This is a genomic window from Paenibacillus sp. JJ1722, assembly GCF_048282685.1.
Lineage (GTDB): Bacteria > Bacillota > Bacilli > Paenibacillales > Paenibacillaceae > Paenibacillus > Paenibacillus polymyxa_B.
This window is the reverse complement of record NZ_CP182500.1, coordinates 5,745,499-5,760,314: the sequence shown is the minus strand read 5'-3', so window position 1 is coordinate 5,760,314 and position 14,816 is coordinate 5,745,499. Positions and strand designations below refer to the sequence as shown.

At 47.7% G+C, this 14,816-nt stretch carries 13 protein-coding genes; 9 read left to right on the top strand and 4 right to left on the bottom strand.

Going from position 1 to position 14,816, the window contains the following annotated elements; genetic code table 11:
• Window positions 1-14: 14 nt before the first annotated feature.
• Both ACM1ND_RS25630 and ACM1ND_RS25625 read left to right on the top strand, forming a co-directional pair.
• Window positions 15-881, top strand: a complete 867-nt coding sequence (locus ACM1ND_RS25630) for a carbohydrate ABC transporter permease (RefSeq protein WP_068939062.1) — start codon at window positions 15-17, stop codon at window positions 879-881.
• Window positions 881-1,705 (top strand): carbohydrate ABC transporter permease, encoded by an 825-nt coding sequence (locus tag ACM1ND_RS25625; RefSeq protein ID WP_418026832.1) that lies wholly within the window; start codon window positions 881-883, stop codon window positions 1,703-1,705. Before ACM1ND_RS25630 ends, ACM1ND_RS25625 begins: the two co-directional genes overlap by 1 nt.
• Window positions 1,706-1,814: 109 nt before the next feature.
• Here the strand turns inward: ACM1ND_RS25625 and ACM1ND_RS25620 are convergent, their stop codons facing one another.
• The 3 genes from ACM1ND_RS25620 to ACM1ND_RS25610 form a co-directional block, all read right to left on the bottom strand.
• On the bottom strand, window positions 1,815-3,500 hold the full coding sequence (locus ACM1ND_RS25620) for a DUF4179 domain-containing protein (RefSeq protein WP_418026831.1): 1,686 nt from the start codon (window positions 3,498-3,500) through the stop codon (window positions 1,815-1,817).
• Window positions 3,460-4,020 (bottom strand): RNA polymerase sigma factor, encoded by a 561-nt coding sequence (locus ACM1ND_RS25615; protein ID WP_418026829.1) that lies wholly within the window; start codon window positions 4,018-4,020, stop codon window positions 3,460-3,462. The genes ACM1ND_RS25620 and ACM1ND_RS25615 overlap by 41 nt, the downstream gene beginning before the upstream one ends.
• Before the next feature lie 283 nt (window positions 4,021-4,303).
• Window positions 4,304-5,311, bottom strand: coding sequence for an acryloyl-CoA reductase (locus ACM1ND_RS25610; protein WP_264454415.1), 1,008 nt, complete (start codon window positions 5,309-5,311; stop codon window positions 4,304-4,306).
• Window positions 5,312-5,668: 357 nt separating this feature from the next.
• On the opposite strand from ACM1ND_RS25610, the gene ACM1ND_RS25605 reads away from it, so the two are divergent.
• Complete coding sequence (locus tag ACM1ND_RS25605; RefSeq protein ID WP_023990870.1) at window positions 5,669-7,078, top strand: MATE family efflux transporter; 1,410 nt, start codon at window positions 5,669-5,671, stop codon at window positions 7,076-7,078.
• Window positions 7,079-7,302: 224 nt separating this feature from the next.
• Window positions 7,303-8,316: a LacI family DNA-binding transcriptional regulator gene (locus tag ACM1ND_RS25600; RefSeq protein ID WP_023990869.1), complete on the top strand. Its 1,014-nt coding sequence runs from the start codon at window positions 7,303-7,305 to the stop codon at window positions 8,314-8,316.
• A 182-nt stretch (window positions 8,317-8,498) separates the two neighbouring features.
• Here the strand turns inward: ACM1ND_RS25600 and ACM1ND_RS25595 are convergent, their stop codons facing one another.
• Window positions 8,499-9,455: a sugar kinase gene (locus ACM1ND_RS25595; protein ID WP_034095119.1), complete on the bottom strand. Its 957-nt coding sequence runs from the start codon at window positions 9,453-9,455 to the stop codon at window positions 8,499-8,501.
• A 339-nt stretch (window positions 9,456-9,794) separates the two neighbouring features.
• On the opposite strand from ACM1ND_RS25595, the gene kduI reads away from it, so the two are divergent.
• From kduI to ACM1ND_RS25570, 5 genes are all read left to right on the top strand, one after another.
• The gene (gene kduI, locus ACM1ND_RS25590; RefSeq protein ID WP_023990866.1) at window positions 9,795-10,625 is read left to right on the top strand and encodes a 5-dehydro-4-deoxy-D-glucuronate isomerase; all 831 of its coding nucleotides are present in this window, start codon (window positions 9,795-9,797) and stop codon (window positions 10,623-10,625) included.
• A gap of 79 nt (window positions 10,626-10,704) precedes the next feature.
• Window positions 10,705-11,349: a bifunctional 2-keto-4-hydroxyglutarate aldolase/2-keto-3-deoxy-6-phosphogluconate aldolase gene (locus ACM1ND_RS25585; RefSeq protein ID WP_025683172.1), complete on the top strand. Its 645-nt coding sequence runs from the start codon at window positions 10,705-10,707 to the stop codon at window positions 11,347-11,349.
• Between the two features lie 49 nt (window positions 11,350-11,398).
• Entirely contained in the window at window positions 11,399-12,175 is a 777-nt protein-coding gene (kduD, locus tag ACM1ND_RS25580) for a 2-dehydro-3-deoxy-D-gluconate 5-dehydrogenase KduD (RefSeq protein ID WP_023990864.1), read from the top strand.
• Window positions 12,176-12,422: 247 nt separating this feature from the next.
• Window positions 12,423-13,661, top strand: a complete 1,239-nt coding sequence (locus ACM1ND_RS25575) for a CynX/NimT family MFS transporter (protein ID WP_418026826.1) — start codon at window positions 12,423-12,425, stop codon at window positions 13,659-13,661.
• Window positions 13,642-14,793, top strand: coding sequence for a winged helix-turn-helix domain-containing protein (locus ACM1ND_RS25570; RefSeq protein ID WP_418026825.1), 1,152 nt, complete (start codon window positions 13,642-13,644; stop codon window positions 14,791-14,793). Before ACM1ND_RS25575 ends, ACM1ND_RS25570 begins: the two co-directional genes overlap by 20 nt.
• Window positions 14,794-14,816: the final 23 nt, after the last annotated feature.

The window sequence follows — 14,816 nt, the reverse complement described above, 5'->3', positions numbered from 1 at the left end:
GAGGAGGAGGAGACATGAATAAGCGACTAACGACTTTTTACTGGATGACGGTGCCGGCGGTGCTATTGTTTTTTGTATTTTTGACCTTGCCTGCCTTGCAGGGCTTTTATTATTCGCTTACGAACTGGAACGGCTTTGGTCATCAGTATCACTTTGTCGGGTTTAAGAACTATATTAATTTGTTTCAGGACGACAATGTGGGGAACGCTTACTGGTTTACTTTTAAATTTGCGGTTGTGGTTACCATTGCGACTAATATCCTTAGTTTGCTGATTGCGCTAGGGCTGAATGCTAAAATACGGTTTCGTAACTTTTTCCGCGGTATTTATTTTCTGCCTAATATTTTGAGCGTGCTAATCGTGGGTTACATATTCAATTACTTGTTCTCGAACGTGTTTACGATTTGGGGGCAAAATTTAGGTATTACCTCATTGTCGACGAACATTTTGGGCAGTGAACAACTGGCTTGGGTGGGGGTTGTCATCGTAGCTGTATGGCAGGGGATTGCCTTTAATACGATTCTCTATCTGGCCGGGCTGCAAACCATTCCGACAAGTCTGTATGAGGCGTCCAACCTGGACGGTGCGGGTAAATGGCGCGAATTCTGGAGCATTACCTTTCCGTTAATTGCCCCGTTTTTCACGATTAATATGGTATTGGCGATGAAAAATTCCCTGATGGTGTTCGATCAGATCGTGGCTTTGACGAATGGCGGGCCGGGACGAGCCACCCAGTCGATTTCCCACCTGATATACACCGGGGGATTTAAAGGCGGAGAATTTGCTTATCAGTCGGCTAACTCTGTTATTTACTTTATTGTGATCGCGATCATTTCCATCTTACAGCTGCGATTCCTCCAGAGAAGGGAGATGGATAACTGATGAAAACAAGCAGACGTACCAACTGGCCTGTGCTGTTTCTGGTAGCGTTGGGGACAATATTTATCCTGTTTCCCCTCTATATGACGGTAACGATAGCACTTAAAAATCCCGAACAGATGGCGCACTCCGCCTTTGCCTTTCCGACCGAGCTGCATTGGGGAAATTTTAGTCGTGCAGTAGAAATGACCAACTTCTTCAGCGCTTTTCAGAACAGTGTGATGGTCACGACATCGACGGTCATATTGACTTTGCTAACCAATTCGATGGTCGCTTATGCGATTGCCCGTAATATGCAGCGACGCTTTTTTAAGGGATTATATTTTTACTTTGTGAGCGCCATGTTTATACCGTTCCCGATCATCATGCTGCCGATTGTAAAACTGGCCTCGGGCCTTCATATGACTAATCTGTTGGGTCTCATTATGCTGCATACGGTGTATGGTTTGGCGTTTAATGTTTTCGTGTATGTCGGTTATATTCGTTCCATTCCGGTGGCATTGGAAGAGGCAGCCACGGTAGATGGTGCGACGACATGGGGTACTTTTTGGCGCATTATATTCCCGCTGATGGCGCCGATTAGTGCTACGGTGGGAATTCTCACTTGTCTGTCCACATATAACGACTTCCTGCTGCCGCTCATTATTATTAGCGAAGCGGAGCAATATACGCTACCGCTCGTCCAGTATGTATTTCAGGGGCAGTTCAATACCGACTTTAATCTGGCCTTTGCCTCGTATCTAATGGCCTTGCTGCCGATGATTATCGTTTATCTGCTGGCACAAAAATGGATCATCAACGGCGTTACGCAAGGCTCTGTGAAGTAAGGTGGGGATACAACAGCTTCAGGCAGACTGTGCTTTACTAGACAAATAAAAAGGGGTTCCCTATACCACGGTTCACACAGGTATAGAGGACCCTCTTTTTATAGCATTGCTATTTGGATGCTTCGCTGTTGCTTGTCAGAGGCTGTAAGGGTACGGTTGTCTCTGCTTCCGGGTCGTCCGTTGTATAGTAGAACATATAGATAGAAGCTTCCTTCCCTTTGAAGTTCTTGTAGACATCCACTGCCTTGTTATTGCCATCTCCGGCGAAATTGGCTGTGATCGGCTTGCCGATAATCCGTTCTTTACCCAGGCCAATATGTGTCTGGTTAATCCCTCCAAAGTGAGCGTCCTCGCTTTCGGTTTCTACGAATAAGTCTGATCCCTGTTTGTAGTAGGTCCACTTCACAGGATAGCCACCGATTTGCGTCGTTAGCGTCTGCTTTTGCTCAGAAATATCAGTTAAACGCTGTGGCGTTTTGTCGTCCGAATGGGTCGTAACTTTGTATTTGCCTGTAAAAGTAATAGGACTATCCTTGGTAATCACAAGATTGGACGGCCGTTCAAAACGGATTGTGTTCAGATCGTGTTCCTGATCAGGTGATGACCAACGACTACCCTCTAACGTTGTGCCGTTCACAGAAAGTAAGTACTTTTGATAAGGTAACATGGCGAATTTCTCCTTGCTTCTGATCGTGACACGGATTTGCGTAGGTGTGACAATCATTTGTTCTAGCAAAACATTTGGATTGCCTTTCTCCAGTGGGATATTCAGCACACTTTTAATCGTCCCGCTTTCCATCTTCTTCTTGCTTAGCTGCAGATCAAAGTTTATGGGTTCATGTATACTTTTCTCAGTTTGTGCATATTGCAGTTTGAAAGCAGTCTGTCCTTCCGGTATATCTGCTTTAGTAAAATATTGCTGTGCGGTATACTCCCCGTTATCTCCGGGTTTGCCAAAAGCCCCTCCAGGCTGCGACATCACTGGCTCGCCGCCTCTGTAAGCAACAATTTGCGGATTATCCCATCTCTTGGGCATCGACGAATCGAAGGTAATTGCCGAGGACAGCATCAGCTTATCCTTCCCTTGTTCAAATACCTGCACTTTCATATCTTGTAAGCCATTACGATCCAGCTTGAACGTCTGCATCTGAGACGATGTGATATCGAGCGGCAATTCCAGTTCTTGAACGCTGGTGAGCTCAATATGATCTACGTTCAGCCGCACGTTCTCTGTTTCTTGCTGCGGTGTCCAGTCACTTTCAAAGTACCCGTTGTACCGTTGATTTTTCGGGTCCCATTGCTGAAAGTTATATTCCCCTGCACTGCTTTCCCCCGCAGCACTTTTTAGCGATACGCCTTTGACATTCCAAAACTCGTTCTCTGCTCGTTTTCCGACCTCCAAGCTGTACAGAATCACGGTCCGGTTCTCATCGACAATAGCGGTATGTAGCGTCAGCTTCACTCCGTCTCTGGTTACGGATTGCTCCAAGGGCTGTCCAAGGTCTTGATTTAGTGCCGTCTGAATGCCGCTTCTTCCGTGCAGTAGATCGCCCCAATTATAGTGGATGGCGGCATAGACGGGAACGGCAACGAGAAGTGCACTCAGAGAGGCGGCGATAGCTATTTTGCGCCAATTTCTGTGTCGGTGGGGAGTGAATGAATTGGAAGTGTCGGTTAGCGTAGGGGCAGTATGCCCTGTCTGTTCCATCCGGTTCCACATCTCATCGAAGTCAGGATAGGCCATTTCCGAATCATCATTTAACTTGCGCTTCAATGCCTTTTCTATGTTGTTCATAGTTCTCTCCTTCCATCTCGGGAATTTGTACACCTGCATCCCGCAGTATTTTCTCCATTAACTTTAGTCCTTTGTGAGTCCTCGATTTGACGGTTCCCAGCGGAATTTCCAGCAGTTTGGATATTTCCGCCAGCGTGAAATCATGCATATAGCGGAGTGTCAGCACAGCGCGGATTTTGGCTGGAAGACGATTCATATAAACGGCCCATTCCTCTGCCGATTCGCGTTCTTCCACCAGCCTGTCTACAGGCTTACCTTCCACCCCGCTAAATAGATAGGGATTAGCCGATACCTTCAAATGCAGGCTTTTCTGGCGTTTAAGGTAATTCAGACAATGATTGACCGTAATCTTCATAATCCAGGCTTTTAGTTGTTCGATCTGTTCACGATTGCTGCGAAACAGGATGATAAACACTTCCTGTGTTAAATCCTCTGCATCCGATGCATTATGTACCATGTAGTAGCAGGTTCGGTATACATCTCGTTGATACAAATCAAACAACTCTCGATTACTCTCCAATGATGTGCTCTCCTTTCTCGTGCAGTTTATCTATATAACAACTGAGGTCCTCAAAAGGTTCATTTGGTTGCGAAAAGTAAACCGTCTGCTTCAAATGTACCATGATGTATCTATGTTGTTTGCTCATCTATGGATAAGGAAGTAGCAATAAACGAAAAGAAGCCTGTAAATCTCAAAAAATGCAGATTTACAGGCTTCTTACATTTTCCGAAGCTAGAGCTTACGGAATGAACATTCCTTCACGCGAAACCGCGTTAACGGATTAGCTTGCGGACCTACTCGCTTAGTCAACCAGTCGTACTAGCGTTCTTCCTTGCGAGCGGGCTGCAAGGATGTCTTCGAGCGCGCTTGGCAGGTCAGCCAATCCGACTTCGCGCTCAACGAGCTGCTCCAGCCGCTCCGGCTTCCATTCGCTGCCGAGTCGCTTCCAGATCGCTACGCGGGTGTCGTATGGGCAGAAGACAGAGTCTATGCCCAGCAGACTTACGCCCCGCAAAATAAACGGCAGCACCGTCGTAGGCAGCTTGGTGCCTGCCGTCAGGCCGCTCACGGCTACAGAGCCGTTGTAGGCGATTTGGCTGAGCAGCGAAGCGAGCGGCTTTCCGCCTACAGGATCAACAGCCGCTTGCCAAAGCTGCTTGCTCAGCGGGCGGATGCTCTCCGCACCGTCGTAGACCTCCTCGCGGGAAATGACCTCGGCTGCTCCGAGCGCCTTGAGGTAATCGTGAGCATCAGCCTTGCCACTGCTGGCTACGACATGATAGCCTCTCTTGTTCAGCAGGGCAATGGCTGCCCCGCCTACGCCGCCCGTCGCTCCGGTGACGAGTACCTTGCCCTGCTCCGGAGTAACGCCGTTTTGCTCCAGCCGATATAACGACAGGGCTGCGGTGAATCCAGCTGTCCCGAATATCATCGCCTCTCTCGGCGTGAGTCCGTCTGGAAGTGGAACCACCCAGTCCGCAGGCACACGTGCATATTGGCTGAATCCCCCGAATTGAGACACACCCAGCCCGTATCCGGTAACGAGCACCGCTTGTCCTTCGCTAAAGCGGCTATCCTCCGAAGAGACGACGGTTCCCGAGCAATCTATGCCTGGTACGAACGGATAGGATTTGACAATATTTCCATCCTTGTGGGCAGCAAGCCCATCTTTATAATTGATGCTGGAATAAGCGACACGAATCAATACTTCTCCAGCAGGTAAACTGCTAGCTTCCAGAGAACGTACCTCTGCTTGAACTTCACCGTCCTGCGTCTGATCGACGACAAGAGCTTGAAATGATTGAGTCATCTGTAAAAGCCTCCTTTATTACCTTTTAACCCTATGAATGTCCTATATATTCCATCTTTAATTCACAAATTATGCTTAGGAAGCATACAACAATCTTCACAACCTGTCAGCGGCAATGCTCACAGGCTCGTATTCTATTATACTCTTTAGCTCATAATTACGTCGAAAAGACCAGATTCCTGGTATATTCTTGCAATATTCTGTTTCAATAAAGTTCGATAATCAATTATAAAGAGAGTGATAAATGAATTCTTACGCATTTTGCAAATCATTTTACGTAAACGGGATGTATTTTCAGAATGACTGTGCTAACATACCTTTTGATCGTTAAATAAATCTATGAAGAAAGGTGAATGAATGACAACCAGAGCACTAAAAAAAGGTTCGGTATTGTCCGAAGCTAAGGAACTGAATTTGTTCCGTTTAACATGGCCTATTTTCCTTGAATTGTTTCTGTTTATGCTAATGGGGAGCGTCGACACGTTCATGATCAGTTCTGTATCTGATAATGCAGTGTCGGGTGTGGGCGCGTCCAATCAAATTATTTCAATTGCCATCCTTGTACTGGAGGTTATCGGCAACGGCGCTGCTATCGTCGTAGCTCAATATATCGGTTCTAAGAAACTAGTCGAAGCGGCCCAGGTTACAGGTACGGCCATTACGTTGAATTTGATGGTAGGTCTTTTACTTAGCGTAATTTTTCTTGTATTTGGTACGCACATGTTGCAATGGCTGAATGTCCAGGGTGAGATTCTGGCTTACGCGGAGTCGTATATGAGCATCGTCGGGGGTGCCATTTTTCTTCAAGCATTGATTAATGCGCTGGCCGCGACCATTCGTACACATGGTTTTACCAAAGAAACGATGTATGTATCGGTTTTTATGAACGTGATCCACGTGGTCGGCAACTATGTTTTGATTTTTGGGCATTGGGGAATGCCTGCACTTGGAGTAGAGGGTGCTGCTATTTCTACAGTAGGTAGCCGCTTTATTTGTCTCTTGATCTTCTTCTGGCTGATGTACCGGGTCACTGAGGTTCGTGTCGAGTGGAAATATTACGTCCAACTGTCCAAAAAGTTCATCTCTAAAATATTGCGCATTGGTGTACCATCCGCGCTGGAGTCCATTATGTATCAGTCGTGTCAGCTCATCTTCACACTGTACGTGACTTATCTGGGCGCAGAAGCAATGGCGACACGTCAATATGCGAATAATATTTCAAGCTATATTTACTTGTTCAGTATGGCAGTCGGTATGGGTACGGCTATTGTGGTAGGAAGGCTCGTGGGAGCCAGACAGAAGGATACTGCCTATAAACGTGTACTGACCAGTGTGAAATGGGCGTTGCTCGTGACCGTGATTATTGATGCGGTGGTCATCTTTTTCCGTGTTCCCTTGCTTGGTTTGTTCACGGAAAATCCTGAAATTATTCGTTTGGGAGCACAGGTCATTTTACTTAGCATTCTGCTAGAAACTGGTCGGACAACGAATATCGTCATTATTAACTCGTTGCGTGCTGCTGGAGATGCGAAGTTCCCGGTCTTTATGGGCCTGATCTCCATGGTCTGCATGAGCTTGCCGCTTGGTTATCTGCTTGTGTTCAAGCTGGACATGGGGCTCGCCGGAGTGTGGCTGGCGATTGCTGCTGATGAATGGACTCGTGCTGTCATCATGTATGCCCGCTGGAAAAGCCGGTTATGGGAAAAACATGCGCTGGTCGAGCACGATACACCAGATCAGTCTGCAACGCCCGTTCCAGCACACTGATCCGAGCAGTATTTATGGTTACGTGGAGGCAGTTCAAGAGAACATCTTGAGCTGCCTCTTTTTGCTGCTGGAGAACCATACTTCTACACGGTGGCACGATAGGCAACTTTGAAGTTCGACTTATATCATAATGGCATTCATAAATAGAAGTATGGTAAATTTACTAAAAAAAAGATATACTTTTGTTGCACTAACGCAGTACATGAAAGACAAGGAGTGTACCGATGAAGAAGCCGACGATTGAAGATGTTGCCCAGAAGGCAGGAGTGTCTAAAAGCACTGTCTCGCAATTTCTGAACAAACGATATAAATATATGAGCGACCAGACCAGAGACCGGATTGCCGAGGTTATTCAAGAGCTGAACTATCAGCCTAACGGGCTGGCCCGCAGCTTGAAGCAAAACCGGACGTTTATGGTCGGGGTCATTGTAGCCAACATTGACTATACCCTTTCGATCCAGTCTATCCGTGCGATTGAGGAGGAATTGCAGCGTTTTGGCATTCAGGTGATCATTTGCAACGCCGATGAAAACCCGGACAAGGAGGGCCAATATATTGAGATGCTCAAGGCTCGGCAGGTGGACGGCCTGATCATCTTCCCGACAGGCAAGCATGCAGATATTTACAACCAGCTCATTCGTGAAAAGTATCCGTTAGTGTTTTTGGACCGTTTGGTAGACGGGGTGAATACGCGCAGCCTGCTGCTGGATAACGAAATGGCGATTAAGCTGGCGATTCAGGAACTTGTGGCTCACAAACATGAGCGAATTGCGCTGATTACTTTGCCCCTTGGCTTGAATCGGATTACTCCACGGGTGGAGCGGCTCAGCGGATACAAAAAGGCGCTGGAGGAGCATGGCTTGCCATTTCGAGAAGAGTATATGCGCAGTGTGCCGAGAGAAGAAATCCAGCAGACACTGAAGGAGTTGTTCCAGCTGCCAGAGCCGCCGACTGCGCTGTTGGCCGGGAATGATATTGTGCTAGCAGAAGCGCTGAAATATGTGAATGCCCGTCGTATACGCATTCCGGTGGAGTTGTCTATTATCGGGATTGACGATGCGGAGTTTGCCCATATTTACAATCCGCCGATTACGACTATTACACAACCGATTGCGGATATGGGGAAGCAAGCGGCAAAGACGCTGCTGTCCAGCATTGAGGAGGGCGGCGAATCGGTTCCGATTATCTACCGATTTGTACCGGATATTAATCGGGGAGAATCCGTCAAAACGCTGTAGACGAGCAATGTGTCATGTATTATAAAAATAGCCCGTATTCCTTTGTACGATCTGAGTATGCGTATGCTGCTCAGATCGTACAAACGCGAATACGGGCTATTGGAAGTTAAGGCTGACTTTGGATTCGGCCTTGTTGAGCTTGCGCTAATAGCGGTGAAGGCTATGCGGGGAATAAAACCGGATTAATTCGTGCTGGCGCTGAGCAAAAAGGATTCCAGCTCGGCTCGTGTCGGATAGCCGTCCATATCTCCAGCTGACATGACAGCCAGTGCGCCAAGGGCATTACCGCGTTTGACGGCCTCTGCCAGGGGCAAGCCCTCCAGTAGCGCGCTGATAACACCTGCGGCAAATCCGTCACCCGCGCCTACGGTATCAACAACATGCTCTACGCGAAAGCGTTTGACGTATCCCTCAGCATCTGCGGATTTGTAATATGCACCTTCGGTTCCCAACTTGATGATGACCAGCGAGGTACCTCGGTCAAGATAGAAGGAAGCGATATCCTCCGGTGAGGTGTAGCCTGTCAATATTTTACCTTCATGAATGCCGGGTAGAAGCCAGTCGCACCCCTCAGATGCTTCGTTAATCGCCTCCACCATCGTTTGCGTGTCAGGCCATAACTTGGGTCTGAGGTTCGGATCAAAGGATACGGTTTTGCCAGCCTTTTTCATAAATTGCCGCGCATGTCGTGCGAAATCACGGCACTCAGGGGAGAGGGCGACAGAAATACCTGTAAAATGCAGATGGCGAGCTCCGGAAAAGTAAGCCTCGTTAAAATCAGCGATGCTTAGTGTGGAGGCGGCGGAATGTTTGCGAAAGTATTCCACCTCTGGGTCCCCACTTGTAACTTTGGATTTAATCAGCATGCCGGTAGAGTGGTCTTTGGTAAACATGACGTTCTGGGTGTCGATCCCTTCTTGACGTAGCGCACTAGCAATGAACTTGCCGAACGTATCCTCGCCGAGTTTGGTCACGAGTCCCGCCCGTAGACCCAAACGCGCCAAACCGGCTGAAACATTCGTCTCTGCCCCGGCCAACGCTTTGGTGAATGAACGCACCTCATCCAGAGAGCCTGCTTCATTGGCATAAAACATGGCCATCGGTTCTCCGAAGGTAACAGCATCCAATGTTGCGGTCATTTGTATTCCTCCTTATGTTTAGTAAACTTAATCCGTAAGCGCATGCACCAACTGAATAAATTGAAATTATCACATAAATCGGTTTTTCACAATGATGAAGTTGATATATTTGCTAAAAACTTTTTGGGTAATATAGATAAAAAAATCGATTCTGTTTATCAAAAGGTGAAAATCGTGTAAAACTTCGTGTGTATTAAGGGTTTTTCTAGGAATAGTGAAGTTTTGGGTTGACACCCTCTTAGATAATTATTACAATTCTAGCTAAGAAGTAGAGTTAGAAACCGCTTTTATAACAATTCCGTTGATAAAAAAGTTTATCTAAACAGGAGGAATGTTTTTATGGAAATGCGTTATTCAACTCATCCCGAACATGCCAAGCATTTTACGACTGAAGAGTTGCGTCAGCACTATCTGATCCAGGAACTGTTTGTACCTGAGGAGGTAAAGTTGGTCTATACGCATGAAGATCGTGTCATTATCGGGGGCATTTATCCCGTGAATAAATCTGTTGCACTGGAAGGTAACGATCAAATCAAAGCGGAAACTTTCCTGGAGCGCCGCGAACTGGGTATTTTTAATGTCGGGGGCAGCGGTACGGTCAAGGTGGACGGTGAAACTTACGAGCTGGCCACAAAAGACTGTCTCTACGTAGGTAAAGGTGGCAAGGAGTTGATCTTTGAAAGCGATTCCAGTGAAAAGCCTGCAAAATTTTATATCGTTTCGGCCCTGGCTCATACCACATATCCGACGACAAAGCAGTCTTTTGCCGATGTACCGTCTGAAAGTCTGGGTTCGCAGGAAACAGCCAACAACCGTACGTTGCGTCGCTTTATCCATGATGAAGGCATTCAAAGTTGCCAATTGGTTATGGGGATGACGACGTTGGAGAACGGCAGTGTGTGGAACTCCATGCCGACACATGTTCATGACCGTCGTATGGAAGTGTATTTCTACTTTGAACTGGATGAGAATGCGAGAATGTTCCACCTGATGGGTGAACCGAACGAAACGCGCCATCTGGTGATGAAGAATGATGAAGCCGTTATTTCTCCACCTTGGTCTATCCACTGCGGTGCGGCTACGGGCAGCTATACCTTCATTTGGGGCATGGCCGGTGAAAATAAAACATACAAAGACATGGATCAGGTTGCCATGAGCGAGTTGCGTTAATCCGATCAGTGTGTTGGAGCGTATACCTGCAAGCGGCTGAGGGTACATGATCATCCCATTCGTGGAAAGGATCAGGAACATGACGAAAAAGAAAGTTTTGGAACATATCACTTCAGTAGGTGTCGTCGCAGTCATTCGGGGAAACACGGCGGAGGAAGCATATCTAATGTCTAAAGCCTGCATTGAAGGCGGCTTGGATAATATTGAGCTTACATTTACGACGCCGGATGCGGATCAGGTCATTCGAAGATTGAGAGACGAATTTAAAGATCGGGCAGTGATTGGTGCAGGAACGGTATTGGAGTCACTGACGGCGAGAATTGCTATTCTGGCCGGAGCAGAGTTTGTCGTGAGTCCTTCTTTTGAAGAAGAAACAGCGAAGCTGTGCAACTTGTATGCGATTCCTTATATGCCCGGCTGTATGACGCTAAATGAGATCAAGGAAGCCATGAAATTGGGTAGTGATGTCGTGAAGTTGTTCCCAGGAAGTGCGATGGGGGCGGACTTTGTTAAGGCCGTCAGAGGTCCAATGCCTCATGTACAGATTATGCCAACCGGTGGCGTTGATCTGGACAATATGGAAACCTGGCTGCGTAATGGATGTGTAGCCGTGGGAATTGGGGGTAATTTGACGGCTCCAGCCAAGGAAGGTCGCTACGACTTGATCACAGAAAATGCAGCACGTTATGTAGCTAAATATAAGGAAGTACGCGCAGCGCTGTAGGCTTCAGGAAATATAGGTTTTTATACTAATTTGTGATGGAGGCGTAGACATGGGTCTGGACAATTTTTCATTGGATTTTTTCAGTCTAAAAGGTAAAACGGCGATTGTAACAGGAGGCAACAGTGGTTTGGGTCAAGGGTATTCCGTAGCTTTGGCCAAAGCGGGTGCAGACCTGTTCATTGTAGCTAACAATGATGATTATGAAGAAACAAGACGTCTGCTCGAACCTACAGGTGTGAAGGTTGTCTTTCATGAGGCGGATCTGACGCAAAAAGAATCCATTAAAAAAATTGTAGAAGAATGCGTCAATGAATTCGGTAAAATTGATATCCTTGTAAACAATGCAGGTACGATTCGTCGCGCCCCTCTGCTCGAGTATAAAGATGAGGATTGGGACGCTGTTATGGAGATCAACCTGAATGCCGTATATCATCTGAGCCAGGGAGTGGCAAAGGTGATGGTAGAGCAAAAAAGCGGGAAGATTATCAATGTCGCTTCTATGCTTGCTTTTCAGGGTGGCAAATTCGTTCCGCCGTATACAGCGAGCAAGCATGCGGTAGCTGGTTTGACCAAGGCATTTGCGAACGAGCTGGCAGTTCATAACGTTCAGATTAATGCGATTGCGCCGGGTTATATTGCTACGGCAAATACAGCTCCAATCCGTGCGGATGAAAGTCGCAATCAAGAAATCTTGTCGCGTATTCCTGCGGGTCGTTGGGGCGATCCGTCTGATTTGATGGGAGTTGTGGTTTTCCTCGCCAGTCAGGGTTCCGACTACATGAACGGTCATATCTTGGCGGTGGACGGCGGCTGGTTGGTACGTTAAGCAGCGCTGGTCGCATCGAAGTTTATGAACTGAAAGCTGCCTCCAAAGGAAACTATCCTTTCAGGCAGCTTTTATTTTTTCAATGAAGCTATATGGTGAACTTGAAGACTTGGGGCGCTGTGTCGATCCGTCCTATGCATATGGCACGAATGCCTTTATAATTTAATGAGATAAAAATTGCTAGGCTCCAGCCGTACACTTGGTTGGAGCCTTTGAGCATAATACAGATGGATTGGAGAATGGAGAGATGAGTTCACAGCAACACCAACGAGCTTTGGTATACAAATCTTTGTGGCATGCCGGTCCTTGGGTGCTTGCCGTAGGGATCATTCTGGTAGGTGCCAATCTGCGCGCCTCGATTACCTCGGTAGGACCTCTTATCGGTTTGATTAAGGATTCTTTGCATATTTCGAATACACTGAGTGGCCTATTAACGACATTGCCGCTGCTGGCTTTTGCCCTGTTGTCGCCTTTTGTAGCCAAACTGTCGCGCCGCTTCGGGTCGTCTCTTGTTATTTTTGCAGCCTTGCTGTTGTTGACCGCAGGTATTGTGGTGCGCTCAACGCTGGGGGTGACCGCATTATTTGTCGGGACCGCCATGTTGGGACTGGCTATTGCCGTGTGTAATGTGTTACTGCCCAGTCTGATCAAAGAGGAGTTTCCTCGCAACAGCGGACTAATGACCGGCGTATACTCAGTATCCATGAATGTGGTCGCAGCAACCGCATCTGGCCTGAGTATACCGCTGGCTATAAATGGAGGTATGGGCTGGCGAGGTGCTTTGGGAATATGGGGGATTGTGGGTGTCGTAGGTATTTTACTCTGGGTGCCCCAGCTCCTTAAGGCACGCAAAACAGCCAATAAAGCGGCAGTGTCTGCCCGAACCGTGAATGTATATACATCGTCTTTGGCTTGGAAGGTGACGCTGTTTATGGGGCTGCAATCTGCTCTGTTCTATGTTCCTGCCGCCTGGTTTCCAGAAATGATGAGCGGACAGGGAATGGATTCAGAGACTGCGGGATGGATGCTGTCTGTGCTGCAGTTTTCGCAAATGCCATTTACCTTTATTGTGCCTATTTGGGCGGCACGGGTGAAGGATCAGCGGGTATTGGTTCTGATTATGGCTGTGCTGTATTTTATCGGTCTGGGTGGATTTCTGCTTGGAGCTACACAGTGGAGTGTGATTTGGGTCATTTGTATCGGTATAGCGGGTGGTTTTGCTTTCCCGTTAGTGATGATGTTCTTTAATTTGCGGACGCGGACACCACAGCAGGCAGCAGAGCTGTCTGGTATGGCGCAATCCTTTGGTTATTTGCTAGCAGCGACCGGGCCGACACTGTTCGGTTATTTGCATGATGCGACACAAGGCTGGACAATTCCGCTGCTGCTGCTCTTGTGCCTGAGTGTTCTGCTTATGTTTATAGGGCTGGGTGCAGCCAAGAAACGATATGTCGGAGGCGAGGTGGATGATCAGACTGCAATTTGATGCAGACGGTTACAGTGTGATCTGTAGTGCAGGTCGTGTTATGTTGTTGGCTAAAGAGTTTGCGCTGTTGCGCTTTCTGTACGATAACCGGAATCAGGTGTTCACCCGGGAACAACTGCTGGATCGTGTGTGGCCGCTGGAGTATCCGGTGGAGCGTACGGTGGATGATCATATCTACAGATTGCGCAAAAAACTTAAATCATGGGATGTGCTCCGTATTCATACGGTCAGAGGGTATGGCTACAGCTTGACCTTGACTGACGTGCAGCCACAGAATCATCCGTCCTTGCACGATCAGGAGGTGCAGGACGCCGTACATGGACTATTCCGGAAATACCAGCTGTTGGGGCAGGGGAACTCCATCGTAGCGTTGGCTGCCCAGCAGGAGCAGATGGGTTTTGAATTGTCTGTCTTTTATCAAATGTATACCCGTTTTGTACAGGCGGATGTTTCCTGGTTCTTGGAGCGGGAGGACTTTACACGCGCAGACCGATTGTATTGGATGCTGCTGCTATATATGTGCACAGCAGGGGTGACGGATGAGGGGCTTGCTCTATGTGAGTGTGCGCTTTCCAGCAGGCTGCTGTCCAGTGATCAGGAACGGGAATTACGCATTCTCAACATCCTGGAGGCTTATGTGGAAAATGGAAAACCTGAACGCGCACAGGAAGGTCTACCACTGACCTTGAGGGTCATGGAGCGGGATGATCTCGATAAATTTGTGATGCCTGTTGCACTGATGGAGATGTACATGCATCTGGCTTCCAATCATATGGAAAAGGCTGCGGAACTGTCTGATCGTCTGGAAGGCATGCTGTCGGAAGCTCCGTATTTGCGCGAACTGGGCCGTTATCGCATGATGCGCGGACTTATGCTTTTACGTACTGGAGATGTGGGCAACGCCGAGCGGCTCATGGATGAAGGGCTGGGCACCCTTGATATGGCTAAACAGGAATTGCTAAAAATCAAAGCGATCTGCCAAATCCGCAGTTTTTTGAAGCTTTGCGGCTCCTATCCCATGCTGGAAGAGAAATATGCGGCTCAATATGATCGGCTTGACCGGGATAACAGTTTAACACTGCATCGTCCAGCGCTAAGGCGCTGGTTGGAACAAACACTTTCTGTCGTCTGATGTTTTTAGCTGTCTGATTTTCC